The 24,001-nt window shown below is 65.8% G+C and carries 24 protein-coding genes; 11 read left to right on the forward strand and 13 right to left on the reverse strand.

Annotated features, from left to right (window positions below; translation table 11 throughout):
* Positions 1–35: 35 nt before the first annotated feature.
* Positions 36–296, reverse strand: coding sequence for a hypothetical protein (locus CupriaWKF_RS27115; RefSeq protein ID WP_276101516.1), 261 nt, complete (start codon positions 294–296; stop codon positions 36–38).
* Positions 297–606: 310 nt separating this feature from the next.
* On the opposite strand from CupriaWKF_RS27115, the gene CupriaWKF_RS27120 reads away from it, so the two are divergent.
* Entirely contained in the window at positions 607–1,005 is a 399-nt protein-coding gene (locus CupriaWKF_RS27120; RefSeq protein WP_276101517.1) for a DUF1801 domain-containing protein, read from the forward strand.
* Positions 1,006–1,047: 42 nt separating this feature from the next.
* Here the strand turns inward: CupriaWKF_RS27120 and CupriaWKF_RS27125 are convergent, their stop codons facing one another.
* The 3 genes from CupriaWKF_RS27125 to CupriaWKF_RS27135 form a co-directional block, all read right to left on the reverse strand.
* Entirely contained in the window at positions 1,048–2,985 is a 1,938-nt protein-coding gene (locus CupriaWKF_RS27125) for a PAS domain S-box protein (protein WP_276101518.1), read from the reverse strand.
* A 168-nt stretch (positions 2,986–3,153) separates the two neighbouring features.
* Positions 3,154–4,197 carry a DUF3300 domain-containing protein gene (locus CupriaWKF_RS27130; protein WP_276103226.1) on the reverse strand — a complete coding sequence of 348 codons (1,044 nt, stop codon included), beginning with the start codon at positions 4,195–4,197 and terminating at the stop codon, positions 3,154–3,156.
* A gap of 92 nt (positions 4,198–4,289) precedes the next feature.
* Positions 4,290–5,189 carry a DUF2950 domain-containing protein gene (locus CupriaWKF_RS27135; RefSeq protein ID WP_276101519.1) on the reverse strand — a complete coding sequence of 300 codons (900 nt, stop codon included), beginning with the start codon at positions 5,187–5,189 and terminating at the stop codon, positions 4,290–4,292.
* A 279-nt stretch (positions 5,190–5,468) separates the two neighbouring features.
* Between CupriaWKF_RS27135 and CupriaWKF_RS27140 the strand changes: the two genes are divergently transcribed.
* The 4 genes from CupriaWKF_RS27140 to CupriaWKF_RS27155 all read left to right on the forward strand — a co-directional run bounded on the left by CupriaWKF_RS27140 (position 5,469) and on the right by CupriaWKF_RS27155 (position 10,345).
* A complete protein-coding gene (locus CupriaWKF_RS27140) occupies positions 5,469–6,107 on the forward strand; it encodes a 2Fe-2S iron-sulfur cluster-binding protein (RefSeq protein ID WP_276103228.1) in 639 nt (212 codons plus the stop codon).
* 12 nt (positions 6,108–6,119) lie between these two features.
* Positions 6,120–7,769 (forward strand): FAD-binding protein, encoded by a 1,650-nt coding sequence (locus CupriaWKF_RS27145; protein WP_276101520.1) that lies wholly within the window; start codon positions 6,120–6,122, stop codon positions 7,767–7,769.
* Between the two features lie 19 nt (positions 7,770–7,788).
* Entirely contained in the window at positions 7,789–9,033 is a 1,245-nt protein-coding gene (locus tag CupriaWKF_RS27150; protein ID WP_276101521.1) for an NADH-ubiquinone oxidoreductase-F iron-sulfur binding region domain-containing protein, read from the forward strand.
* Positions 9,034–9,160: 127 nt separating this feature from the next.
* Positions 9,161–10,345: a monovalent cation:proton antiporter-2 (CPA2) family protein gene (locus CupriaWKF_RS27155; RefSeq protein ID WP_276101522.1), complete on the forward strand. Its 1,185-nt coding sequence runs from the start codon at positions 9,161–9,163 to the stop codon at positions 10,343–10,345.
* Positions 10,346–10,567: 222 nt separating this feature from the next.
* Here CupriaWKF_RS27155 and CupriaWKF_RS27160 read toward each other — a convergent pair whose 3' ends face one another.
* From CupriaWKF_RS27160 to CupriaWKF_RS27170, 3 genes are all read right to left on the reverse strand, one after another.
* Positions 10,568–11,968 (reverse strand): ISNCY family transposase, encoded by a 1,401-nt coding sequence (locus tag CupriaWKF_RS27160; RefSeq protein WP_276101523.1) that lies wholly within the window; start codon positions 11,966–11,968, stop codon positions 10,568–10,570.
* A gap of 256 nt (positions 11,969–12,224) precedes the next feature.
* Positions 12,225–13,211 carry a tripartite tricarboxylate transporter substrate binding protein gene (locus CupriaWKF_RS27165; RefSeq protein ID WP_276101524.1) on the reverse strand — a complete coding sequence of 329 codons (987 nt, stop codon included), beginning with the start codon at positions 13,209–13,211 and terminating at the stop codon, positions 12,225–12,227.
* 99 nt (positions 13,212–13,310) lie between these two features.
* Complete coding sequence (locus CupriaWKF_RS27170) at positions 13,311–14,792, reverse strand: amidase (protein WP_276101525.1); 1,482 nt, start codon at positions 14,790–14,792, stop codon at positions 13,311–13,313.
* A gap of 138 nt (positions 14,793–14,930) precedes the next feature.
* On the opposite strand from CupriaWKF_RS27170, the gene CupriaWKF_RS27175 reads away from it, so the two are divergent.
* Positions 14,931–15,854: a LysR substrate-binding domain-containing protein gene (locus CupriaWKF_RS27175; RefSeq protein WP_276101526.1), complete on the forward strand. Its 924-nt coding sequence runs from the start codon at positions 14,931–14,933 to the stop codon at positions 15,852–15,854.
* A gap of 19 nt (positions 15,855–15,873) precedes the next feature.
* On the opposite strand, the gene CupriaWKF_RS27180 is transcribed toward CupriaWKF_RS27175, so the two are convergent.
* Positions 15,874–16,308: a VOC family protein gene (locus CupriaWKF_RS27180; RefSeq protein WP_276101527.1), complete on the reverse strand. Its 435-nt coding sequence runs from the start codon at positions 16,306–16,308 to the stop codon at positions 15,874–15,876.
* A gap of 149 nt (positions 16,309–16,457) precedes the next feature.
* On the opposite strand from CupriaWKF_RS27180, the gene CupriaWKF_RS27185 reads away from it, so the two are divergent.
* A complete protein-coding gene (locus CupriaWKF_RS27185) occupies positions 16,458–17,342 on the forward strand; it encodes a LysR family transcriptional regulator (protein ID WP_276101528.1) in 885 nt (294 codons plus the stop codon).
* A gap of 199 nt (positions 17,343–17,541) precedes the next feature.
* Positions 17,542–18,048, forward strand: a complete 507-nt coding sequence (gene msrA, locus CupriaWKF_RS27190; RefSeq protein ID WP_276101529.1) for a peptide-methionine (S)-S-oxide reductase MsrA — start codon at positions 17,542–17,544, stop codon at positions 18,046–18,048.
* 186 nt (positions 18,049–18,234) lie between these two features.
* Here msrA and CupriaWKF_RS27195 read toward each other — a convergent pair whose 3' ends face one another.
* The 5 genes from CupriaWKF_RS27195 to CupriaWKF_RS27215 form a co-directional block, all read right to left on the reverse strand.
* Entirely contained in the window at positions 18,235–18,552 is a 318-nt protein-coding gene (locus CupriaWKF_RS27195; protein WP_276101530.1) for a hypothetical protein, read from the reverse strand.
* Positions 18,553–18,673: 121 nt separating this feature from the next.
* Positions 18,674–18,799 carry a hypothetical protein gene (locus tag CupriaWKF_RS27200; RefSeq protein WP_276101531.1) on the reverse strand — a complete coding sequence of 42 codons (126 nt, stop codon included), beginning with the start codon at positions 18,797–18,799 and terminating at the stop codon, positions 18,674–18,676.
* 329 nt (positions 18,800–19,128) lie between these two features.
* Positions 19,129–19,947 (reverse strand): CDP-diacylglycerol diphosphatase, encoded by an 819-nt coding sequence (locus tag CupriaWKF_RS27205; RefSeq protein WP_276101532.1) that lies wholly within the window; start codon positions 19,945–19,947, stop codon positions 19,129–19,131.
* Between the two features lie 99 nt (positions 19,948–20,046).
* Complete coding sequence (locus CupriaWKF_RS27210) at positions 20,047–20,448, reverse strand: substrate-binding domain-containing protein (protein ID WP_276101533.1); 402 nt, start codon at positions 20,446–20,448, stop codon at positions 20,047–20,049.
* Positions 20,449–20,764: 316 nt separating this feature from the next.
* The gene (locus CupriaWKF_RS27215) at positions 20,765–21,013 is read right to left on the reverse strand and encodes a CDP-diacylglycerol pyrophosphatase (RefSeq protein WP_276101534.1); all 249 of its coding nucleotides are present in this window, start codon (positions 21,011–21,013) and stop codon (positions 20,765–20,767) included.
* A gap of 165 nt (positions 21,014–21,178) precedes the next feature.
* On the opposite strand from CupriaWKF_RS27215, the gene phnC reads away from it, so the two are divergent.
* The 3 genes from phnC (at position 21,179) to phnE (ending at position 23,993) form a co-directional block, all read left to right on the forward strand.
* Positions 21,179–22,030 carry a phosphonate ABC transporter ATP-binding protein gene (gene phnC / locus CupriaWKF_RS27220; protein WP_276101535.1) on the forward strand — a complete coding sequence of 284 codons (852 nt, stop codon included), beginning with the start codon at positions 21,179–21,181 and terminating at the stop codon, positions 22,028–22,030.
* Between the two features lie 65 nt (positions 22,031–22,095).
* Positions 22,096–23,076 carry a phosphonate ABC transporter substrate-binding protein gene (gene phnD / locus CupriaWKF_RS27225; protein ID WP_276101536.1) on the forward strand — a complete coding sequence of 327 codons (981 nt, stop codon included), beginning with the start codon at positions 22,096–22,098 and terminating at the stop codon, positions 23,074–23,076.
* 104 nt (positions 23,077–23,180) lie between these two features.
* Positions 23,181–23,993 carry a phosphonate ABC transporter, permease protein PhnE gene (gene phnE / locus CupriaWKF_RS27230; RefSeq protein WP_276101537.1) on the forward strand — a complete coding sequence of 271 codons (813 nt, stop codon included), beginning with the start codon at positions 23,181–23,183 and terminating at the stop codon, positions 23,991–23,993.
* The last annotated feature ends 8 nt before the right edge of the window (positions 23,994–24,001 follow it).

Here is a 24,001-nt window from a genome sequence, read left to right on the forward strand (position 1 = left end):
GTTGGGCTGGTCGGGCTGAACGGGTTGGATCGGGATCAGTGCTGCACGGCCTGCACGATGCCGCCGACGTTGTTGAGCAGGTTGCTGATGCTCGACAGGTTGACGTTGGTGCGGGTCGAGGCATCGACCTGGGTGACCGGGGCCACGATGATGTTGGGGCTGGCGAAGGAAACGCCGGAGCCGCCCAGGATCGCGTTGATGCCGTTGTTCAGGAACAAGCTGCCGCCACGGACGGCGCTCATGCTGGCGTGGTCGAGGTCTTGTTCGACGGGCAGGTTCTGGATGGTGAGGGACATGATGTAACTCCTTGGGGTGCTGGTCTGGTTTCGCTTAGAGAGCATCGGGTGTTGCGCTCGCAGTCATATACGCATGGGGTGTGCCAGCTCTCGTTCCAGCCCCGCGCCGCCTAATCAAGTCATTGAAATTAAAGGAAAAATCTATACGTACCCTGGCTCTCCCGCGGGCTGTTCCCGCCGTGGCGTGTCTGGCGGCAGCAAACACATGCCGAAGCGCCTGTCTGCAGCGCGCCGACACCCGGTGCCGGATGCAGCCGACCGGTGGCCTGGAGAAAGCTAGAATGTCCGCCTTGGCTTCAGGAGCGCGGGCATGAGGAACACCGAGGTGCAGGACGGCAAGTCTCCTTCCCAGCTGATCGACGAGAGAATCCGCGAGCTTGGTGACTGGCGGGGCGAAATGCTGGGCCGCATCCGCGCGCTGATCCGGGCCGCGGATCCGGACGTGGTGGAAGAGTGGAAGTGGCGGGGGGTTCCGGTGTGGTCGCACGACGGCATACTGTGCACCGGAGAGACATACAAGAACGTCGTGAAGATGACCTTTGCCAAAGGGGCGTCGCTGCCCGACCCTTCGAAAGTCTTCAACTCGAGCCTGGAAGGAAATACCCGGCGCGCGATCGATATCCACGAGGGCGAGGACGTCGACGAGAAGGCGCTGCGGGCGCTGATCCAGGCCGCCGTGGCGCTGAACCGGTCGAAGCCGCGGCGCTGAACCTGGAGCCGCGGCGAACCAGGCAAACGGTTCCCTCCGGCGTCACCTGGCAGGACCGCTGCCGGCGTTCCGCAGAATCTCGGTCAGCGCGTCGATATCGACCGGCTTGACGATATGCCCGTCAAAGCCGGCCCGGGCCGCTTCTTCCCTGATCCCGGGCTCGCCAAAGCCCGTCAGGGCATAGAAGCGGGTGTGGTGCAGGTGGGCATAGTCGCGAAGCTCGCGCACCAGCTCAAAGCCGTCCATGTCGGGCATGGCCAGGTCAATGAGCGCGACATCCGGCGTGAAGTCTTCCACGCTGCGCAGTGCCGTGACGCCATCGTAGGCAACCCTGACAGCGTGGCCAGTCATCTGGAGCAGCAGGCCCATGCTGTCGGCGGCATCGCTGTTGTCGTCGACGATCAGGAGGTTGAGTCCCTCGCGGGAACCGGCCAGCAGGGGCGGCGCCGGGGCGTGCGACTCGGTGACGACCGGCAGCCTGACGCGGAAGGTGCTGCCCAGGCCGATGCCCTGGCTCGACGCTGTGATCGATCCTTCGTGCAGTTCGATGATCGACCGGCAAAGCGACAATCCGATGCCGAGCCCGCCGGTGCTTGTCGTGCCCGGCTGGCTGCCCTGCACGAAAAGGTTGAACACGTCGGACAGGGCTTCCCGAGCAATGCCACAGCCCTGGTCGGCAATGGAAATCTGTCCGATGCGGCCATTGACGCGGCAGCGCAGCGTGATCGTCGTCCCTTCCGGCGAAAACTTGGAAGCGTTGATCAGGAGGTTCTGCAGCACTTGCGCCAGGCGCGTGAGATCGCCGAAGACGTGGAAGTCCGGGTTCCCAGGCTGCATGTCGATGCGCTGCAACCTCGCGTCGAGTTCCGGCATGCTGGCCTCGATGGCGGCCGCGATGACCTCGCGGATGGAGATCACCGACCGGCGCAGGTCCAGCTTTCCGGCTGCGATGCGCCCGACGTCCAGCAGATCGTCCACGAGCCGCGTGAGGTGCCTGAGCTGGCGAGCCACGATACCGAGATTCGCCCTGACCAGCGCCTCGTTGCCGGGCTCCCGCTCCATGATGGAGGTGGCGCTGTACATGGGCGCCAGCGGGTTGCGCAGTTCGTGGGCCAGGGTTGCAAGGAATTCCTTCATGCGCTGCGCGGAAGCTTCGACCTCTTCGAGCTTCTTGCGCTCGCTCATGTCGCGGGTCACCTTGGCGAAGCCGCGCAACTGCCGATGCTCGTCGTGGATTGCCGTGAGCGTGACACTGGCCCAGAACAGGGAGCCGTCCTTGCGGACACGCCATCCTTCGTCCTGCACGCTGCCGTGCTCGCGGGCTATCTGGATCAGCCGTTCCGGCTTGCCGGCCGCGATATCCTCGGGCAGATAGAACGCGGAAAAGTGCCGGCCCACGATTTCGCTGCTCCGGTAGCCCTTTATCTGCGCGGCGCCGGCATTCCAGCTCACGACATGGCCATGCGGATCGAGCATGAAAATCGCGTAGTCCTTGACGTTCAGCACCAGCAAGCGGAACGTCTCGTCGCTTTCCCGCAGTTTTGCCGCGCTTTTCATTTGCTCGGTCATGTCCCGCGTGATCTTGGCAAAGCCGATGACTTCGCCGGCTTCGTTGTGCAAGGCGGTGATCAGGTCGTCGGCCCAGAACCGGGTGCCGTCCTTGCGGACGCGCCAGCCTTCGTCTTCCAGGTGGCCATGCCGCCTGGCCAGCTCCAGTTCCTTGCGCGGCCAGCCGCGGGCGATCGCTTCCTCGGTATAGAAGCGCGAGAAATGCGAGCCAATGATCTCACCCGCCTCATATCCCTCGATGCGCTGCGCACCGCGGTTCCAGCTCATGACCGTGCCGTCCGTATCGAGCAGGAAGATTGCGTAGTCGGAAATCGTATCGACGAGCGTACGGAAGATATCGTGCCGTTCAGGCGCGGGGCTGGGGCTGGGGGTGGGGCCGGGGGTGGGGCTGGCGGGGCCGGATGCCGACATGGCGGGGATGCGGGTGGAACTCTCGCCATAGTGGCCGAAAGCGCGGCGGTCTGCTGTCGGGTGCGATCCTACAATGCGCGTTCCGCGGCGAGGCGGTTCAGGATGCGAGGGGCGGGTGATGCCAAGATCCCTCGCCTGGGAAAGCTCGCTGGCAGGCCCCCGCGCCGGCTACCGCCGCCCGCCGCCACCCCGTCCGCCAAACCCGCCGCCACGCGCGCCGCCACTAAAGCCCCCACCCCGGCCTGAACCCGACCCGAGGCTGGATCGCCCGCGATTGACGTCGCGCTGTACAGCACTGCCGCCACCGCCCACGCCCTGGAAGCCGTTGTCGCGGCCACCGGCTGCGTCGCGCCCGCGAAAGCCGTCGCGGCCCGCGGCGCCGGCGTTGCTGCGGCCAAACTTCTCGCGCGTGGCATTGTCGCGGTAGGCAACCCCCTGACGGTGCCGCGCGTCATGCTGCCAGCGGTCGCCCTGCAATTTGCTGGCGTCGAAGTTGCGGTCGATGTTCCTGGCCTTGTGGTGCTCCACATGGACGCCGCCGTTGTTCCAGTCGCAGTTGCCGAAGATCGCGGCGGCCGCGGCCAGGCCGATGCCAAATGCGATGCCGCTGCCAACCGCGCTTCCGGGGTAATAGGCGCCATAGGGCGGCCAGTAGTAGTATGGGTAGCCCGCATAGCCCCAGCCGCCATAGACGATCGCCGGATCGTACACCGGTACGTAAACCACGTCCGGATTGGCTGGTTCGATGCGCACGATGGTCTGCGGCGCGCCGGCCGCGCCAGCTGGTTCCACGGTCACGGTCTGCTGCGGCCCCGACTCCAGGTGGCCAGCCTGCCGGGCGCGCACGCGCAGGCGCTGTATCGCATCGAATACGTCCTTCTGCTGGGCCAGGAAGGCATCGCCCAGCTTCTGGGTCCAGTCGAGCTTGTCGCCCATGGGCTCCAGGATCTGCGGGAACGCCACCAGCGACTTCACGCTGACATCCCATGATTCGCCCTGTACCGCCTTGATTGCCGCGTCGCCCTTGACGTCCGGGTGCGCCTTGACCCAGCGCGCGGCGAGGGTGACTTCCAGCGGATAGGTCGAAGCCATCAGGACCTGGGAGAGCAGGGGATCGGGGTAGAGCGCGATCGGCGCGACCATGGCCTCGATCTCCTCCGCCTTGTAGGGCGCGGGCTCTCGCTGTGCCTGCGGCGTCGCCGCGCCAGGCATCGCGGGCGCCTGCCCGGCCGCAGGCGGCCCGGCAGTCTGGCATGCCGCCAGCAACAGCACGGCGCAACACGCTGTGGTGAGGACGCGCGGCTTCATGGCGACACCTTTTTCCAGCCGGGCGCCGGGTCGAAGGTCTGCGTGGCAGCGGCCTTGCGGGCGCTGTCGGGCCCAAGGTCGCGCTGGTAGACCTGTCCCTTGTGGTTGACGATGAAACTCATCACGCCGGTGTCGCCGTAGCTCACCGGCCATGCGATGACAGCGAAGCCGCCGAACAGCCTGCCGTCGACCATGTAGTTCAACGCGCCGCCGTCACTGTGCGGCCCTTGCCCGGTCAGCAGTTTGTACTGGTAGCCGTGATAGCCCTCCTTGCTGGCATTGCGCTCGCCGGCGTCGCGGAAGGCGGGGCCAAGCGGGCTAGGCGGCTCCTGCGGGCCGGTCGGCCAATAGAGCCCGTCATGCCTGCCGGGTGAACTCGCGAGCGTGCTGGCATAGACCATCCGCTTCTCGTCATCGTGGGTGGTCTGGGCGTACTCGTCCTGCGCGTCGCAAATGGCCTGCATGGTCTGGATCACGGCGAGTTCGTTCCGGCCGATGCGGCGCACGCGCATTTCGCGGGCGCCGGCCTGTGTATCGAACTGCCATCCCTTGGCGGACCTGACCAGCGGCACGGGCAAGGTCCAGCCATCCTTGCCCACGGCGATGACCGCGCGCTTGCCGGATTGCTGGACGCTGTGCGAGACCGCCCAGGCACTGGCGAAGCGGTCCCGGACACCCGCGCCTACCGGCGGGATGATGTCGCGGTAGTTGGCCCCCAGCATGCTTTTCATCGCGGCTTCGTCATTGTCGCGGACCGCCTGGCCGAAGGCGTTCATGGCGGCGTCGGGCGTGTCGAAGTACTGCGCCGCGACGGCAGTTGTCGCAGTGAGGCCGAGCAGGCAGGCGCAGCCCAGTGCGGCGATGGATTGACTCAGGTTTCCCGCCTGTCTTTTCATGGTTCACCCAATGGTTGCGAATACGGAGCCGGCGGTTGCCGTCTCACAATAGCAGCGGCACGCCAATCAGCTGAACCAGGTGTGCTGGGCAAGACCTTCCGGTGCCGGAATGAGCGCCAGCACGACTGCCGCGAGCACCAGGCAAAAGGCTTCCTTCCAGTCAGCACGCATGCGACGCTCCCTTTGCAAAACCTTCACTGTGCTAAGGTTTATATGACCTTTTCGGCGGAAACGCCAGTATGGCGCCGGCGGCGCCTGCGACCGGGGCAAACAATGGGACTGGTACGCTTGAGCATCGAAGGACGCCCCGTCGAGGCGCCCGCCAATTGCTCCATCCTGCAGGCGTTCGTGCATGCCGGCGAAACGCTGGTGGAAGGCGTCGGCTGCATGGGCCAGGGTGTATGCGGGTCGTGCCGCGTCATGGTGCGCCGCAGCGGCGAGCCGGACGTGAAGACCGCGCTGGCCTGCGAAACGCTGGTCGAGGACGGCATGCAGGTTGCCTTCCTGGATTACTTCACGGAATCGGAACGGCACGTCTACCGCATGGAGGAGACCGGCGACAGCTGGGACGCCCTGCGCACCATCGCCAACGTGTTTCCGGAGGCAGCGCATTGCCGGCACTGCAGCGGCTGCGACCGCGCTTGCCCGAAGGGCCTGGAAGTGCAGGAGGGCGTGCGCAGCGCGGTGGAAGGCAGGCTGACCGCGGCGAGCCACGTCTTCGACGAATGCGTCATGTGCAACCTGTGCACGCTGGCCTGTCCCGAGCATATCCGCCCCAACCATCTCGGCCTGTTCGTGCGGCGCATGATCGCGGCGCAGACGCTGCGCCCGGCCAACCTCATGCTGCGATTGCAGCAGATCGAAAGCGGCGAGATGGCAATCGACTTTGACGCGCCAGGGGCGCGGCCACCGGTCTGAAGGGGCACGATCATGCCAGCCGGCATTCCTTACGAAGACGCGCTCAGGCGTTACCGCCCCGGCATGGCGCCAAAGGTACGCAGCGACGATACCTCCGTTGACGAGTTGCTCAAGGGCTACCACCCCGACCACGGGCCCAATGCGCGCGTGCCGCTGGTGGTCGGCGTCAACCGCGGCGACCCGTGCCAGCCGGATCTCGCGCGCAGCCTGCAGGCCAATGCGCTGATCGACGACGTCGACATGGCCGGCGCGCAGCTGGTCTCTACCGATGTGCTGGTCATTGGCGGCGGCGGTGGCGGGTGCGCGGCCGCGCTCACCGCAGCCGGACAGGGCGCGCAGGTGATCCTTGCCACCAAGCTGCGCCTTGGTGACAGCAATACCGTGATGGCAGAAGGGGGCATCCAGGCGGCCATCGGCGAGGACGACAGTCCGCAGCTGCATTTCGAGGACACCTTGCGCGCCGGGCACTTCCGCGGCGACCCCGAGCTGGTCGCGCAGATGGTGATGGATGGCCCCGACGTGATCCGCTGGCTGATCCGGCTGGGCATGATGTTCGACCAGGAAGAGGACAGGCCTTTCGGCGGCAACCTGATGCGCAAGAAGCCGGGCGGCGCCTCCGCCGCGCGCATCCTTTCGTACCGGGACTACACGGGCCTGGAGATGATGCGCGTACTGCGCGAGGCGGTCGACATGCAGGCTGGCGTGGCGGTGTGGAACCGCTGCCCGGTGGTCGAGCTGCTGTCCGAAGAGCGCGGCCGCTGCGCCGGGGCCGTGATCTACAACCTCGAATGGCGCACATTCGTGCTGGTGCGCGCGCGCGCCGTGATCCTGGCCACGGGCGGGGCAGGGCGGCTGCACCTGAACGCGTTCCCGACCTCGAACCATTACGGCGCCACGGCCGACGGACTGGTGCTCGCCTACCGGCTCGGAGCGCGCCTGCGCGAACTCGATTCGTTCCAGTACCACCCGACCGGCATCGCCTACCCGCCGCATCTTGCCGGCGGCCTGATCTCGGAAGCGGCGCGGTCGGCCGGCGCCAGGCTGCTCAACGGCGAGGGCGAGCGCTTCGTCGACGAACTGAAGCCGCGTGACGTGGTGGCATCGGCCATCCTGCGCGAATGCGCGCAGGGGCGCGGCATTGTCCGCGGCGCACAGGTCGGGGTGTTTCTCGATACCCCGACGCTGGAAATGGAAAACCCCGGCATCCTTGCCAAGCGGCTCGTCACGCTGCGCCATCTCGCCAGCAAATGCGGCCAGGATGCTGCTCAGGAGCCGTTCCTGGTCTACCCGACCTTGCACTACCAGAATGGTGGCGTCGCCATCGACAAGAGTGGCGCGACCAGCGTGCCGGGCCTGTACTGCGTTGGCGAAGTCACGGGCGGCATCCATGGCCGCAACCGGCTGATGGGAAACGCGCTGCTGGACATCCTGAGCATGGGCAGGCGGGCCGGCGCCAGCGCGGCGCAGGAGCGGGGAGGCCTGATGGCTGCGCGTGCAGGCATCGGCCATGTACATGCGTGGCAGCGCGAACTGACGCTGGCCGGGCTGCCGCTGCACGTCAAGGCGCCCCAGCTCTTCCCGGGGTATGCGCATTTCGACTTGCGCGTCGATGCCGGGCTGAACGCTGGCGCCCATGGCCGGGCGGTCGGCGGGATGCGGTGAACGGTCAATGGAGCGCGCGATGGATACCTTGAATCAGGTTCTCCTCAAGCCGGACATCCGGGTCGGCGCCAACCTGGACGCCTGGCTTGCGTGCGGCGGCGGAGAAGGCCTGGCCACGGCGCTGCGCGATCCAGGTGCCATCCTCGCCATCATCGAGCAGGCGGACCTGCGCGGCATGGGCGGCGCGGGCTTCGCCACGCATCGCAAATGGGCACCGGTGGCCGCTGCGGCGGATGCCGACAAATTCATCATCTGCAACGGCAACGAGGACGAGCCGGGCACGTTCAAGGACCGGTTCCTGCTGGAGCACACGCCGCACCAGGTGATCGAGGGCGCGCTGGTCGCCGCGGCCGCGACCGGGGCCAACCATGTGGTGCTGTACATCAATCCGCACCAGCCGCTGTCGCTCGCGATGGCGCGGGAAGCGGTGCAGCAGTGGCAGGCGCATGCACTGTTCGCCGAGCTTGCCCGAGTGGTCGGCAGACCGGTATCGCTCAGCGTGGTGCCGAGTTCGGGCCTGTATATCGGCGGCGAGGAAACCGCGGTGATCGCAAGCGTCGAGGGCGGATTCCCGTTCCCGCGCCGCAAGCCGCCTTTCCCAGCCCAGCACGGCGTGCACGGCGCGCCGACGGTCGTGAACAACACCGAGACGCTGGCCCATGTGCCGGGCATCCTGCGCCACGGGGCGCAGTGGTACCGGGACCTGGGGATCGGCAATGCCGCGGGCACCAAGCTGTACTCGCTCTCGGGCGACGTCCTGCGGCCTGGCTTGTATGAACTGCCGACGGGGACCAGCCTGGAGACACTGGTGTTCCGGCATGGCGGCGGGATGCTCCAGGGCAAGGAGTTCAAGGCGGTGTTCACGGGCGGCCCGTCCAATACCTTGCTGACCAAGCGTGACCTGGACGTGGCGCTGGATTTCGACTCGGTCCGGCAGCGGCACTCGCGCCTGGGGACCGGGGCCATGATCGTCGTCTCGGAAGGCACCAGCATCGTGCGCAAGGTGGCTGAATATGTAGGCTTTTTCGCGCAGGGTTCGTGTGGCCAGTGCCCGCCATGCAAGGGCGGGACCTTCCAGCTGATGCGCGTGCTCAACCGGATCGATACGGGTCGCGGCGTGCGCGCAGACCTGGAAGCGCTGGAGAACCTGTGCCGCATCCTGCCTGGCAGCGGGCGCTGCGGCCTGATCGACGGCGCCGTGACGGTGGTGGACAGCTCGCTCCACCAGTTCCGGGAAGAGTACGAGGCGTTACTGATGGCTTAGCGTGGGAAAGCATCCGATGCGGGAGCAGGGTGGCGAAGCGGCGACATCCCACGGCGGGCGCCCTGTTGCGCCACGGCAATAGCGTCTAGAATTCGCGAATCATCGGACACGAAGCGATGCGCGGATCATGAATCTCCTCGTCGACGCCGTGCTATTCCTTGCAGCCGCCCTCGTCGCCGTGCCGATCTCGGTCAGACTGGGGTTCGGCTCCGTGCTGGGCTATCTGGTAGCCGGCGTGGCGATAGGGCCTTCCGTGCTGGGCCTGGTCGAAGAGGTCGACCCGGTCTTCCATGTCTCCGAACTCGGTATCGTACTGATGATGTTTGTCATCGGTATCGAAATGGATGTTCGCAAGCTATGGAAGATGCGCCAGTCCATTTTCGGCTACGGCGGGATGCAGGTGGCGCTGTGCGCGGCGCTGCTGGCGGCTGCATTCATCGGCTTCGGCGTGAACTGGCGCGTTGGAATTGCCGCCGGATTTGCGCTGTCCCTGTCGTCCACGGCGATGGTCATCGCGATCCTGGAGCAACAGGGCCTGATGCATACGCGCCTTGGCCAGACCAGCTTCGGCATCTTGCTGTTCCAGGACATCGCCGCGATTCCGATGATCGCGCTGTTGCCGCTGCTGTCCCCGATACCGGATGCTCACAGTGCGAACGAGGGCTGGAGCCTTGCCCTGAAGGCATTGGCCATGCTCGCCGCCGTGATCATTGCCGGCAGCTTCGTGTTGCGCTATCTGCTGCCTTTCATCAAAAAGAGCGGCACCCGGGACACGCTGACGGTATTCGCGCTGCTCTGGGTGATTGGCATTGCGCTGCTCATGCACAGCGTGCACCTGTCGATGTCGCTTGGCGCGTTCCTGGCCGGTGTGCTGCTGGCCGGTTCCGATTGTCGCGAGGAAATCGAGGCGGATATCGCGCCATTCAAAGGCGTGCTGCTGGGCTTGTTTTTCATGGCGGTTGGCATGTCCATCGACTTTGGCGTGCTGGCAAGAAATCCGCTGTTGGTCGCGGTGCTGGTCTTCCTGCTCGTGGGTACCAAGCTGGGGGCATTGCTGTACCTGGCAAAGCGGTTCCAGGTGCCGCAGCGGGAACGTTTGTATTTCGCGATCCTGATTTCCCAAGGCGGCGAGTTCGCGTTTGTAGTCATGGCTGCCGCCGAGGAAGCCCGCCTGGTAAATGGAGAGCAAATGTCGATCGTGACCGCTGTGGTCGCGCTGTCCATGGCTGCCACGCCGCTCCTGTTAATGGCCCAGCGTGGCATGGTGCGACGGAAGCTGGGCGAGGAGCACGGGGCGGCGGAGAAGCCCTGAGGTCCGCTACCTCACGCAACAGATTTTTGTCAAAGCTAAGTTGAAATGTCCGGGCGCCAGCAAAGTTGAAATGTCCGGTTGTCCGGCGTCTTTTCAGCTTGTTTGTTCAGTCTTTTGAGGTTCCCGTAGGGCGGTGGTGCTGGCCTGACACGACGGAGTCCAGCTCAGGGTGGGGCTGTCATTCCAGCAGGGCGGATTTGAATTCCCAGGAGTAAGCGGAAATCAGTTCTCAGTTCCGTTAAGCGGCCACGGTTGCTGCTGTAAGCGTTTTAGCGCTTCCAACATGTCGTTCTGATCCAGCGAGCGCTGTGACTTCTTGCCTGGCGGTCGCCCACGCTTGCGGACAACGCCTTCGGTGGCAGGCAAAGAGAGAGATCGCGTGTTGTCGCGTTTCTCCTGAACGTACTGCGCCAGTTGCAATACGTGCCCCAGCCGCTTGTTATCCACGATTGCCCCCTGATCGACTTCCGACAGCTTGTCGTAGATGGTGTAGGGCAGGGCGACGCCATTCGCGCGTGGCTCGATCCTGCCGTCGGGGTAGTGGTAGACGTCGATATAGCGACCGGCGAGCTTGCGGTGCTCGGGTGTATCTGCCAGCAGGTAGAGCATCTTGTCGTACTGGATCGTCAGGCTCTTCGAGACGCAGCGTGGTTCGCGCCAGGCGAAGATCAGATCCAGGTTCTCATCCGGTCGCAGCGGACGATGCGCGTTATGGCTGTTACGCGGGACCTTGGCGAAGCGCGCGTTGTAGTCCGCGATGAATTCGGGCATGAAGGCGTTGGCAGCTTCCATGGTGCTGATATTGCGAAGGCGCAGCTCCTTGACCAAGCGGTCCTGCAACGTCAGGTGGGTCCGTTCGACGCGGCCCTTGGCCTGGCTGCTGTTGGCGCAGATGCCCTCGATGTTCAGCTCGAACAAGGCCCGGGAAAACTGGGTATGGCCATCGCCGCCGGTGGCATTCGGCTTGTTGACCCGGAAGACGCTGGCCTTGTCGCTGTAAAACGCCACCGGCTTGCCATGGCGCTCCAGGTAGGCGCGAGTTGCAGCGAAGTATGTGAACGTGGCCTCGGAATGGGTAAAGCGCAGTTCCATGATCCGGCTGGTGGCGTCGTCGACATAGACCAGCAGCGTGCAGGCCGCAGCGCGCTCCTCAAACCAGCGGTGATCGCAGCCGTCGATCTGAATCAGCTCGCCATAGCAGGCACGGCGGTTGCGCGGCTGGTAGACCTTCGGCGGCCGCTGTTTGCGCGGTATCCAAAGCCCAGATGCCGTCATCAGGCGGCGGATCGTTTCCTTGGACAACGTGAGTCCATGGCGTTCGCGGAGCTTCTCGCAGGCCAGCGTCGGCCCGAAGTCGGCGTAGTGTTCCCGGATCAGGCCCAGCGCCGCGGCTTCGCGGTCGGCCGACAGCCGGTTGTTGCTCGGACGGCCGCGCTTGCGGGTCACGAGTCCCGACGGACCTTCTTGCCGGTAGCGCTCCAGCAACCGCCGCAACTGCCGGTCCGTGATCTCCAATCGTTCTGCGGCCACACCGGGCCGTAACTGACCATCCACAACCGCCTGGACGGTCTTGAGCCTGTCTAACTCATGCATGCTGACTGTAATGACCTCGGATTTAGCCATCCTCTGGCGTCTCCATCGTGTTCAACCGGGGCAGGCTAAATAACACGAATGGACCGCTCAGGCGGACATTTGAACTTTGCCAAAACCGGACATTACAACTTTGCCGCTACATTTTCACACGCATAATCGGTCTTATGTTAAGTAGTTGGCGCGGGGCTTTAACCCCAATGCGGCCAGACGAGCTACCGCACCGGCCGCTCGCTGGCAGTCATCGTGTTCACGGTGTTTGGCACGTTCTTGCCGGCTCCCAGCCTCTCTACTCCGCGTGAATGTCCGCGCGCGCCGCCACCGCCCGCATCTCCGGCAGTTCCTTCTCGACGCGGGCCTTGACCGCCGTGCCATTGCCATAGGCCGGGGTCAAGCCCAGTTCGACCATGCGGGCCTTGGTTGAGGGCGCGTTGGCCACTTCCACCAGCGCTTTCTCCAGCTTCTGCTGTACCGGTGCCGGCAGGCCAGCCGGCGCTATCAACGCAAACCAGGTGCCCATCTGGAAGCCGGGATAACCGCTTTCGGCCACGGTAGGCACCTGCGGCAACGCGGGCAGGCGCTGCGCCGACAGCACTGCCAATGGCTTGATCTTGCCGCCCTTGATCAGCGGCAGGCTGGCAACCACGGTGTCCACCGCGACCTGGACCTGCCCGCCGGCCAGCGCCGTCAGGCTTGGCGCACTGCCGTTGAACGGCACGTGAACCATGCGCGTACCAGTGGCCGCCTTCAGCATCTCGCCACCAAAATGCACGGACGATCCGGCGCCGAACGAGCCATAGGAAAATTTGTCCGGATTTGCCTTTGCCTGTGCCACCAGGTCTTTGAGCGAATTCACCGGGAGATCGGGGTTGGCGACCAGCACCAGGCTCATGTCGGCGACGAGCCCCAGGGGCGTAAAGCTCTTGATCGGGTCGTACGACAGGTTTTGCCGGATGGCCGGATTCAGCGTCAATGTGGTACTGGCGGCAAGAAGCAGCGTATAGCCATCGGGGGCGGCCTTGGCGACCTGCGCGGCGCCGACTACCGTGCTGGCGCCGGGCTTGTTCTCCACCACGACGGGCTGGCCAAGCTTCTCGGTCAGGCCCACCGCCAGCAAGCGGCCCAGCACGTCGGTCGCACCACCGGCGGCGAAGGGCACCACCAGCCGGATTGGCCGGTTGGGATAGGCCGGGCCCTGCGCCGCGGCCGGCGCGGTAGCCAGCACCATCGCCAGGCCGGCGCATGCAAGGAAAGATTTCGTGGGCGTTGCGGTCATCGGTTCAACTCCTGCCTGCGGCTTTTGGGGAAACGAGGGGAAGACGAAGCCATTCGGACGGCGGCTTGCCGCCCGCGGATCAACTCGAAGGTCCGGCGCCTACGCCAGCCAGGGGCTGCGCATGCGCGAGAAGCCACCCGCCTGGTCATAGGCATGGCCGAGCTGCAGCACCGCGGCGTCGGCCTGGGCGGGGCCGATGATCTGGATGCCGGCCGGCAGCCCCTGGCGACCGAAGCCCGCCGGCGCGGCCAGCGCGGGCAGGCCCGACATCGTCGCCGGCACCACGGCCTGCATCCAGCGGTGATACGTGTCCATGTCGCGGCCGTCGATGGCGTGCGGCCAGTCCAGTTCGGCCTGGAACGGGAAGACCTGTGCCGCCGGCATGACCAGGTAGTCGAAGCGCTCGAACAGCGCGCGCAGCGCCTGGTACCACGCACTGCGTACAGTCATGGCTTCATATACGCGCGATCCGGACAGGGCCAGCCCGCGTTCGATTTCCCAGGCGGCTTCCGGCTTGAGCTGTGCGCGCTTGACAGGGTCGCGGTAGAGCGCGCCATTGGCACCCGCGACGGCAAAGCTGCGCAGGTCGATCCATGCCTGCCACAAGCGCTCCAGGTCGAAGTCCGGCAGCGCGGCGTCGATCGTGCAGCCGAGCGTGCGCAGATGACCGAGCGCCATGACGCAGGTATCGAGCAAGCCGGGCTCGGTCGGCAAATGGCCACCGAGGTCGCCGAGCCACCCGATGCGCACGCCGCTCCAGTCGCGCTCGGACGGCAGCGCAAAGCTGCCCGGTGCCTCGGCACGGCGTGTCAGCGGCAGGCGCGGGTCAAACCCGGCCTGTACCGACAACAACAGCGCCAGGTCCGGCACATTGCGCGCCATTGGCCCGGCCACGCTGAACTGCTGGAAGAAGACCTCCTCGGTCGGCCCGTGCGGCACGCAGCCAAACGAGGTGCGCAGGCCATACACATGGTTGAACGCGGCCGGCGTGCGCAGGGATCCCATCATGTCCGAGCCGTCGGCCACCGGCAGCATGCGCAGCGCCACCGCCACGGCCGCCCCGCCGCTGCTGCCGCCGGCCGAGCGTGACGGGTCCCAGGCGTTGCGGGTGGTGCCATAGACCGGGTTGTAGGTGTGCCCGCCCAGGCCGAACTCGGGCGAGTTGGTGCGGCCGACGAACAGTGCGCCGCCGGCGCGCATGCGCTCGAAGATCACGGCATCGGTCTGGCTGACCTGCCCGGCGAAGATCGGCGAGCCCTTGGTGGTCACCATGCCAGCCGCCGGCATGATGTCCTTGGGCGCCTGCGGGAACCCATGCAGCACGCCGCGGCTCGCGCCCCGGGCGAGTTCGCCGTCGAGGCCGGCGGCGTCCCGGCGCAGACGGTCACGGTCCACCGGCGCCACGATGGCATTGACGCGCGGATTGTGGCGGTCGATCTGTGCCAGACAGGCGTCGAGCACCTCCACGCACGACACCTCGCGCGCATGGATGGCCCGTGACAGGGCGACGGCGTCGAGCTCGAGGATGGAATCGGTCGGGTTGGCGGCTGGGGTGGCGGGGTTGCCCGTTGGCGCGTTCATGGAAGCCTGTCTCCTCTGCGTCCTGTCGTTGTCAGGAAAGAGCATAGGGGCGGCGTGGGTTTCCCACAATCGATGATTTTTTCAAATACCCTTTCCTAAAACGCAAACCTAAACCCCAACCACACGGAGCCCGGACCGATGCTGTCGCACCGCCTGCAGGACACCTCGCTGCGCTATTTCCTGGAAGTCGTCCGGACCGGGTCGCTGACCGAGGCGGCGCAGCGGCTCAATGTCACGGTGTCCGCGGTCAGCCGCCAGGTGGCGGCGCTGGAGGCCTTGCTGGGCGTGCCGCTGTTCGACCGCCGGCCGCGCGGCATGGTGGCCAGCGCCGCGGGCGAGCTGCTGGCCGCCTACGCCCTGCGTAATGCGCTGGAGGCGGATCGCGTGGTGACGGAGATCGCCGCGCTGCAGGGGCTGCGGCGCGGGCGCGTGCGGGTGGCCAGTTCGGCCGGTTTTGCCATCGAGTTCCTGCCGCGCGCCATTGCCGAATTCCGCGAACGCTACCCGGGGCTTCACTTCCACTTGCGCGTGGCACCGCCGGCCGAGGTCACGGGCATCGTGCTGCATGGCGACGCCGATATCGGCATTACGTACAGCCGGGCTGCCGAGCAAGGCATTCGCGTCGAACACCGCCAGGCGGCGCCCGTGATCGCCATCATGCGGCCCGATCATCCGCTGGCGCGGTTTCGCAGCATCACGCTGGCCCAGATGCAGCCGTATGCGCTGGCGCTGCCGGAGGGCGACAACACCGTGCGGCAGCTTTTCGACATTGCGTGCGGCGAACGCGGCATCGCGTTCGAGCCGGTGCTGGTCAGCAACCAGTTCGAGACCCTGACCAGCTTCGTGCTGCACGGCGGCGGGCTGTCGATCTCGGGCGCGGTCACGGTCGGCGACCGCCTGCGCCGCGGCGAGCTGCATGCCGCGACGATCCGCGAACGCGGCATGAAAAGCCGCGCCATCGAGCTGCAGACCCTTGCCGGACGTACCCTGCCCGACGGCGTGCGCACCTTCCTGAGCTTCTTGCGCGACCAGTTGGTGGCCGAAGCCGGGGTCGCGTCCTGAGGGCGTCCGCCCCGCTCCCCTACTTCGCGAACAGCGAGGACATGTCGGAAAACGCCTTCAGTTCCAGCGCATTGCCCGACGGGTCCAAAAAGAACATGGTGGCCTGCTCGCCCACCTCGCCCTTGAAGCGGATGTGCGGCTCGATGACGAATTCCACGCCTGCCGCGCGCAACCGGTCGGCCGCGGCTTGCCAGGCCTCCATCGACAGCACCGCGCCGAAGTGGCGCACGGGCACGGCATGGCCGTCAACGGCGCTGGTGCCATGGTGGCCGCACTCATCGGGCGCCAGGTGCGCCACGATCTGGTGGCCGTAGAAGTTGAAGTCGATCCATGCGTCCGAACTGCGGCCTTCAGGGCAGCCAAGGAGCTCGCCATAGAACTCGCGCGCGCTGGCAAGGTTGTGGACGGGGAAGGCCAGGTGGAACGGGGGCAGGACGGCGGCGGGTGCGCTCATGGCTTGGGGCTCTCGAGAATTGGAGGGATGTCGGGCGGCGCAGGCAGTGCCTGGGACCAGCCTTCACACGGGCCAAGTCTATGCATGACGAATCATGATGAAAAGCGATATATTTTCAGGCTGAGCAACATGAAATTCGATAAATCGGCATGCTGCGAGAGCTACGCACCTTTATCGCCGTCGCCCGCCACGGCACTTTTGCAGGGGCTGGCGCGCGGATTGGCCTGACCCAGTCAGCAGTCAGCGCGCAGATCCACCGGCTCGAAGAGGAGCTGGGTTTTCCGCTGTTCGACCGCACCGGGCGCTCGGCCCGGCTCAACGCGGCCGGCCAGGACACGCTGGCGCTGGCCGAGGAGCTGGTCGCGCTGTATGAACGGATCGGCCGCCAGGGTCCCGACGCGCAAGGCGGCATGGTGCGCATTGGCGCCATCGCGTCGGCGCAGGTCACTTTCCTGCCCGATGCCATTGCCCGCTTCCGCGCCGAACTGCCGGGCTGCCGCGTGCGCATGGTGCCGGGCGTATCGCTGAGCCTGCTGGGCCAGGTCGATGCCGGAGACATCGATATCGCGGTGCTGATCCGCCCGCCCTACGCGCTGCCTGCCGAACTGGACTGGCGCCCGCTGCTGCGCGAGCCGTTCGAATTGCTGGTGCCGGCCGCGATGGCAGGCTGCCACTGGCGCGAGGCCATCGAGTCGGCGCCGTTCATCCGCTATGACCGCGGCTCGTTCGGTGGCCGGCTGGTCGACCAGTTCCTGCGCCAGCATCGCGTGGTGGTGCAGGAAGCGATCGAACTCGATGAACTGGAAGGTATCGTGCAGCTCGTGGCGCGCGGGCTGGGTGTCGGGCTGTCCCCGCGCACGTTTGCAGCGGGGAAATGCGGGAAAGGGCCGCCGGGCGTCGTGGCGCTGCCGCTGGGCGCGGACACGTTCTACCGCGAAGTCGGCCTGGTCGAGCGTGCGCCCCACAGCCGCCAGCCCGTTGCCAGCCGGCTGGCGGAGCGCATTGCCGAAGCCGCTACTGCGCTGGCCGGATAGGGCTACGGTGACAGGGCAGCCCGCTGCTGCGCTTGAGCTGGAATGCCACTGACATGAGAGAAATCCCGACCCCAAGCCTGTCCCGTCGGCCAACCTTGCGGAACATCGTTGCCCTCCAATGGAGGACAATGTGCAAACGCCCCGCGAGAGCCTGCTCCGCCGGGGCCAGGCAACGCAACAGAACGAAAAGGACCCAGCCATGACCACCCAATCCGAAATCGCAATCCTGGCCGGCGGCTGCTTCTGGGGCATGCAGGACCTGCTGCGGCGGTATCCGGGCGTGCTGACCACGCGCGTGGGCTACACGGGCGGCGATGTGCCCAACGCCACCTACCGCAACCACGGTACCCATGCGGAAGCGATCGAGATCGTCTTCGACCCACAGCAGATCAGCTATCGCCAGATCCTGGAGTTCTTCTTCCAGATCCACGACCCGACCACAAGAAACCGCCAGGGTAACGACGTCGGCACCAGCTACCGTTCGGCCATTTTCTATCGGGATGATGCCCAGAAGCAGGCAGCGGAAGACACAATTGCCGATGTCGAGCACTCAGGCCTGTGGCCCGGCAAGGTCGTGACGGAGGTCGTACCCGCGGGCCCGTTCTGGGAAGCCGAGCCGGAACACCAGGATTACCTGGAACGCTACCCTAACGGCTACACCTGCCATTTCATCCGGCCGGGCTGGAAACTGCCGAAGCGCGGTTGATGGCGCCACGATCGCGTTCTGCGGATGCGCAGCAGCGGGAACCCATCGGACACGTCGAGCCGCCGGGCCATCTCGCCGCTGGCGGCAATGGCCGTGGATTCGCAAACCAGCTCCAATGGCATGACACATCTCCCGCCACGCGGCGCGAGATGTGCCGTGATCTCGATGGCTCGCGGCGCCAGCCACCTAATCAATCGCACGGAACTGCGCGCATAGCCCGAACACGTCTTCCGACAGCGCAATCTGCTTCGCCTTGGCGTAGCGGGTTGCGAGCTTCATCAGCTCCTTGATGTCGCGCCCGCTCGCCTTCGGGTAGGTAGCGGTCAGCGCATTGACCAACTCCCCGGACAGCGATGTACCGCACTGTTCGGCCTGGAGGCGCCAGAGACGCTCCACGTGGCGAATGCGCAAGACCGGCCACGGCAGCAACACACCATCGCGGCTGCGCTGGTACAGCCAGCCGTCAATGGCATCGCTCGACAGATAGGCGATCAGCCCCGCCACCAGCATCTCGAGGCCGGGGATGGTCCGTGCCTGCGGTGCGAGATAGGGTCATGTGGTGATATGTAATATATCACTATGTTCCGCGCATGGCGATCTCTGGCAGGTCAGGCCGCCGCGAGCCTCAATGCGTGAGGTCCTGCTGGTAGACGACGCGTTGCCCGTCGGCGTTGGCCGCAGCCACGGCCTCGATGGCCGCGCTTTCAGGGAGCGGCCCGGTCAGGCTCAGTTCGATCTGGTCGCCAGACATCGGGCGTGCGATCAGGAGTCGCTTGTCATGTTGGCAGTACAGCGCAAAGCTGATGCCACGCCGAACCGCATGGGTTGCACCCGCGCAAAACCGGCTGATGCAGATCGGGCAATCCCAGTGCCAGGCCTCTGGGGCGGACTCTGGTGCATGGGCGTAGCACTGGATGAATTGTGATGGTGTCGCCATGAATACCCCGCGCTCTCGGGTCGGATCCCCACCAGCGTAGAACATCGGCGCCGGTGGCGTGGCGATTTCTCGGGATCGTTTGACCGGACACCACCCCATGTCCGCCCGGGCGCCACACGGCTGGCGCGGGACCGCCTGCCACGTCACTGCGTTCGGCCAAGCCGGCATGCCCGGTCAAGGAAATCGCTGGCGTGGCCGGTGCTCCCCGACGCGGCATCCACCGGCTGATCCACGACCAGGAATCCGGACCGGCCGTCCTGGCGCGACACGTAGGTGACAAACACACCGCGGTCCGTGACCCGCCCCGTTTGCGGAAGACTTGTCCGGACGGCGTCGAACGCATTGAAGCGCAATGTGTCGTCGGAAGACGGAATCAGCACCGCGCGCACCGGCTTGCCCTGGAAGCGGAACTCGGCCCAGCCCTCGCTTGCCTGGCCGGCGTGATCGGCAATGAACGCGCGCGCGGCCTCGCCGATGCAGTCGAGGTGGATATGAAGCTGGTCCTGGCTGCGCGATGCACGGGAGTTCACCGCCAGGCCGACCAGATTGTCGGGCACGCGCTTGCCGATGGCCTTGCTGACGATGTCGCGCGCCTCCCAGCCGAACGCCCACTGGTTCCCGGTTCCACTTTCCCACAGCGCAGGATCGTCTACGCCGGTCACTTTATGGTCGGGGATCACGAGGTAATGGCTGGGGCCGAGGGCGTCCTTGTACAGCACCAGGCCGCGTTCGCGGTCGACGACCGCACAATCGGCGTGGCGCTCCCGTTCCGGGACCAGGCAGCGCTCCTGCACGTGCTGCCACAGGCTGTCGCGCGTCATGCCCGGCAGCCACAGATCGTCCTGGCGGCATTGCGCGGTCAGCGCCAGCGTCGAAAGCGCAAGCAGTGCAGCCCCCAGCATGCCGCGGCGCAGCCAAGGGCGGCGGGATTCGGTCTTCAGGTCGGGAGGGAAGGCAGGCATGGCGGCGATGATCGCATGGCAACGGCAAGCAACCTGAATAACACCATGCCGTGACGCCGCCATGACTGGCGAAGATGCACCCGCCATGCGAACTCGAAGTCATGGATCGCCGCGTGGCGCGCCAGGGCCGACGCCCGGCTTGAACCATTGTCCCCAGTAGGCTTCGACCTGTTCGACCAGCGCCGGCGGGAGCGCCACGTAGTGTTCGACGGCCGCGTCGGCCTGCCCTTCGCGCAATGCCCAGCGGAAAAACGCGAGCGCATCCCTGGCGACGCCATTCGCGTTGGCACCGCGTGGCATCAGCACGAACACCACGCCGGCGATGCCGGGATTTGCCTGCGCAATGGTAGGGTCATTCCAGTTAACGATCTTGCCCTGGAATATGCCGGCTAGCAGCGCACCGGTCAGGCGCACCTGCCCCGCGCCAACGCCGTCGAGATTGACCACCGGCACCACGCCTCCCACGACCAGCGGGAATTGCGCCAGGCCTGCGGCCTGCAATTAGAACCGCACGATATCGAACACACGGATACGGACCATGGCGGGACCTCCGCTAATTGTTCGTGTTTTCGCGTCCGCGGTCATGCCGCTGCAAAGGACACACCGACCGCACCGTCCCGCCTGCGGCCGGCTGGCAATGTTCCGGCGCAATGGGGGTGGGAATGCATATTTGACTAGAAGATTGTATGCGCTGGATGCGTCGACGGACGTGCAATCCGCACGCGTGGCATGCGAAAGCGCGATGGTCTTGTGGCCATCGTCGTTCCGGATCGGTCTTCTGCGCACTGCAGCGGTGCGCAGCTGGCAATGCAGTGGACTAGTACCGACCGTACCGGCCGCCGTAGAAAGAGCCGCTGCGCGGATTGGAAATGATGAATGCGCGGCTTCGCGCCCAGGTTTGCGCCGCGAGGAAGACTTCGGGCTCGCGCTGGCTCCAGTCGCTCACCATCAGCGGGGCTGCGCCGTCTTCCGACGTTGGGTAAACAGCCGCCCTGTGAAGGGCGGCCCGTCCGGGAGTGCCCGGTACGGTGATCATACGAATCGTCACGCGCATCAGCGATTGCATAGAAGCCGGATTGAGGATGATTCTGGAAAGCGATTATGACGGTTGCGTGACGAAATTCAACTACGCGTTTTCCCCTTCCACGGCTCGCCGCAAGCGCTGCAATCGTCATCGTTCTGTCACGGGTTGCCGCCAGAATGCGTTCGTCATTCAAGCAAGGGAATCGAGATGATGCATGCCATCGAAGTGCGCGGCCTGACCAAGTCGTTCCGCGCAGACCGCAAGGCGCTTGACGATGTCACGCTGCACGTCGCGCCCGGTGAAATGGTTGCCCTGCTGGGCGCCTCGGGCTCCGGCAAGTCAACGCTGCTGCGCCACATTGCCGGCTTCGTTACCGGCGATGCCCACGCCGGCGAAATCCTCGTGAACGGCCGTGCCGTCCAGCGCAACGGACGCCTCGCGGGCGACGTGCGCAGCGTGCGCTCGGAGATCGGCTTCGTGTTCCAGCAGTTCAACCTGGTCGGGCGCTTGCCGGTCATGACCAACGTGCTGGCCGGCATGCTGTCGCGGCTGCCGAAATGGCGCAGCCTGTTGCGCCTGTTCCGGGCCGACGAGATCCAGGCAGGACTCGATGCCCTCGCCCAGGTTGGTATAGACGACTATGCGTTCCAGCGTGCCTCGACGCTGTCGGGCGGCCAGCAGCAGCGCGCCGCCATCGCCCGCACGCTGGTGCAGAACGCGCGCGTGATCCTGGCCGACGAGCCGATTGCCTCGCTGGACCCGGAATCGTCGCGCCGCGTGATGTCCTTGCTGGCGCAGATCAACCGCACGCGCCAGGTCGCCGTGGTGGTGTCGCTGCACCAGGTGGACGTGGCGATGCGTTACTGCCCGCGCGTGGTCGCGCTGCGCCATGGCAAGGTCGTCTACGACGGCCCGTCCGCGGCGCTCACGCCTGACATGCTGCGCGACCTGTATGGCACCGAGGCGGAAGAACTGCTGCACGACTCGCTCGCCACCGGGCCGGGAAGCGTGCCCATGCCCGCTCCCGCCCTCGCAACCATGAAGCTTGCGACGGCCTGAGGGCGGTCGCGCCTCGCGTTCTTTTTCCAGACGTTCCCCAACACGAATTCCAACCGGAGTCATCCATGCTTCGCAGAACTTTTCTCGCCGTGGTTGCATCGGGCATGGTCGCCCTGCCCGCCTTTGCACAGGACGCCAAAACCCTGAACATCGGCTTCATCTCGACGGAATCGTCGTCGAACCTGAAATCGGCCTGGCAGCCGGTGATCGATGACCTCAGCAAAACGCTCGGCGTTACCGTCAAGCCGTTCTTTGCGTCGGACTACGCTGGCATCATCGAAGGCATGCGCTTCAACAAGGTCCAGATCGCCTGGTTCGGCAACAAGTCGGCCATGGAAGCCGTGGACCGCGCCAACGGCGAGGTGTTCGCCTCCGTGATCGACAAGGACGGCAACCCGGGCTACTGGTCGCTGCTGATCGTCAGCAAGGACAGCGACATCAAGAGCGTGGAAGACGTCATCAAGCACGGCAAGGAACTGAGCTATGGTGCCGGCGACCCGAACTCCACCTCCGGCACCGCTGTGCCGGGCTATTACCTGTGGGCCGCCCACAAGGTCGAGCCGAAGACCCTGTTCAAGGCCGTGCGTATCAGCAACCACGAGACCAACCTGCTCTCCGTGCTGAACAAGCAGGTGGACGTGGCCGTGAACAACACCGAGAACTTCGAGCGCTATCGTATCAACACGGGCAAGAACCCGTATGACATGGTCCGCGTGCTGTGGAAGTCCCCGCTGATCCCGGCAGACCCGCTGGTCTACCGCAAGGACCTGCCGGCCGACCTGAAAAAGAAGATCCAGACCTTCTTCGTCAACTACGGCAAGGGCGCCGACGCCGCGCGCGAGAAGCAGGTGCTGGCCACGCTGACCTACCAGGGCTTCCGTCCGTCCACCGACGCGCAGCTCGTCCCGATCCGCCAGATTGAACTGGCCAAGGAAAAGGCGCGCATCGAAACCGATACCACGCTGGCCGCCGCGGACAAGCAGAAGCAGCTTGCCGACGTGTCGCGCCGCCTGGCCGAGCTCGACAAGGCTGTCAGCACCCAGTAACCGCGCTCAACCTCCCGCTTGCGGCTGGCGCACGCCTGTGCTGCCAGCCGCCGCCATGCCTCCCGCCTTTTCTCGCCTTTTCTCGCCACACCGGATTGTCCCCCATGACCGTCACCACCAGGCACGCCCTGCCGCCCTCCCCGAACAGCCAGGCCCGGCCGCCGCGCACTCCGCTTTCCGTGATGCTGGTCTGGGCAATCGTGCTGGCCATGCTTGCCCTGTCGTGGAACGGCGCCGACATGCGCCCGCTGGACCTGCTGCGCGACTCCGGCAACATGGGGCGGTTTGCCGCGGACTTCTTCCCGCCCGATTTCCGCGACTGGCGCCACTATCTCGAAGAAATGGTCGTGACCGTGCAGATCGCGGTATGGGGTACGGCCATGGCCGTCTTCATGGCGGTGCCGCTCGGCCTGCTGTGCTCGGCCAATATCGTGCCGGCGTGGGTCTACCAGCCGGCGCGCCGCGTCATGGATGCATGCCGCGCCATCAACGAGATGGTCTTCGCCATGCTGTTCATCGTGGCGGTCGGGCTGGGTCCCTTTGCCGGCGTGCTGGCCCTTTGGATCCACACCACGGGCGTGCTGGCCAAGCTCTTCGCCGAGGCCGTCGAAGCCATCGACCCGGGTCCCGTCGAAGGCGTGCGCGCCACCGGTGCGGGCCCGCTGGAAGAGATCGTCTACGGCGTCATTCCGCAGGTGCTGCCGCTGTGGCTGTCGTTCGCGCTGTACCGCTTCGAGTCGAATGTGCGCTCGGCTTCGGTGGTGGGGATCGTCGGCGCGGGCGGTATCGGCACCGTGCTGTGGGAGATCATCCGCAGCTTCCAGTACGGCCAGACCTGCGCCGTGATGATCATCATCATCGTGTTTGTGACGGCGATTGACGTCATATCGGCACAGATCCGCAAGGTACTGGTCTGACCGACACT

It is taken from the genome of Cupriavidus sp. WKF15, assembly GCF_029278605.1.
In the GTDB taxonomy this organism is placed as follows: domain Bacteria; phylum Pseudomonadota; class Gammaproteobacteria; order Burkholderiales; family Burkholderiaceae; genus Cupriavidus.

Excerpts from the sequence above, each read along its gene's own strand:
- phnD (WP_276101536.1), top strand. The coding sequence starts at position 22,096 with ATGCTTCGCAGAACTTTTCTCGCCGTGGTTGCATCGGGCATGGTCGCC.
- phnE (WP_276101537.1), top strand. The coding sequence starts at position 23,181 with ATGACCGTCACCACCAGGCACGCCCTGCCGCCCTCCCCGAACAGCCAG.
- CupriaWKF_RS27125 (WP_276101518.1), bottom strand. The coding sequence starts at position 2,985 with ATGTCGGCATCCGGCCCCGCCAGCCCCACCCCCGGCCCCACCCCCAGC.
- CupriaWKF_RS27180 (WP_276101527.1), bottom strand. The coding sequence starts at position 16,308 with ATGAGCGCACCCGCCGCCGTCCTGCCCCCGTTCCACCTGGCCTTCCCC.
- CupriaWKF_RS27145 (WP_276101520.1), top strand. The coding sequence starts at position 6,120 with ATGCCAGCCGGCATTCCTTACGAAGACGCGCTCAGGCGTTACCGCCCC.
- CupriaWKF_RS27135 (WP_276101519.1), bottom strand. The coding sequence starts at position 5,189 with ATGAAAAGACAGGCGGGAAACCTGAGTCAATCCATCGCCGCACTGGGC.
- CupriaWKF_RS27130 (WP_276103226.1), bottom strand. The coding sequence starts at position 4,197 with ATGCCTGGCGCGGCGACGCCGCAGGCACAGCGAGAGCCCGCGCCCTAC.
- CupriaWKF_RS27170 (WP_276101525.1), bottom strand. The coding sequence starts at position 14,792 with ATGAACGCGCCAACGGGCAACCCCGCCACCCCAGCCGCCAACCCGACC.
- CupriaWKF_RS27120 (WP_276101517.1), top strand. The coding sequence starts at position 607 with ATGAGGAACACCGAGGTGCAGGACGGCAAGTCTCCTTCCCAGCTGATC.
- CupriaWKF_RS27160 (WP_276101523.1), bottom strand. The coding sequence starts at position 11,968 with ATGGCTAAATCCGAGGTCATTACAGTCAGCATGCATGAGTTAGACAGG.
- CupriaWKF_RS27165 (WP_276101524.1), bottom strand. The coding sequence starts at position 13,211 with ATGACCGCAACGCCCACGAAATCTTTCCTTGCATGCGCCGGCCTGGCG.
- CupriaWKF_RS27115 (WP_276101516.1), bottom strand. The coding sequence starts at position 296 with ATGTCCCTCACCATCCAGAACCTGCCCGTCGAACAAGACCTCGACCAC.
- phnC (WP_276101535.1), top strand. The coding sequence starts at position 21,179 with ATGATGCATGCCATCGAAGTGCGCGGCCTGACCAAGTCGTTCCGCGCA.
- CupriaWKF_RS27205 (WP_276101532.1), bottom strand. The coding sequence starts at position 19,947 with ATGCCTGCCTTCCCTCCCGACCTGAAGACCGAATCCCGCCGCCCTTGG.
- msrA (WP_276101529.1), top strand. The coding sequence starts at position 17,542 with ATGACCACCCAATCCGAAATCGCAATCCTGGCCGGCGGCTGCTTCTGG.
- CupriaWKF_RS27150 (WP_276101521.1), top strand. The coding sequence starts at position 7,789 with ATGGATACCTTGAATCAGGTTCTCCTCAAGCCGGACATCCGGGTCGGC.
- CupriaWKF_RS27185 (WP_276101528.1), top strand. The coding sequence starts at position 16,458 with ATGCTGCGAGAGCTACGCACCTTTATCGCCGTCGCCCGCCACGGCACT.
- CupriaWKF_RS27175 (WP_276101526.1), top strand. The coding sequence starts at position 14,931 with ATGCTGTCGCACCGCCTGCAGGACACCTCGCTGCGCTATTTCCTGGAA.
- CupriaWKF_RS27200 (WP_276101531.1), bottom strand. The coding sequence starts at position 18,799 with ATGTCTGGCGACCAGATCGAACTGAGCCTGACCGGGCCGCTCCCTGAA.
- CupriaWKF_RS27215 (WP_276101534.1), bottom strand. The coding sequence starts at position 21,013 with ATGCAATCGCTGATGCGCGTGACGATTCGTATGATCACCGTACCGGGC.
- CupriaWKF_RS27155 (WP_276101522.1), top strand. The coding sequence starts at position 9,161 with ATGAATCTCCTCGTCGACGCCGTGCTATTCCTTGCAGCCGCCCTCGTC.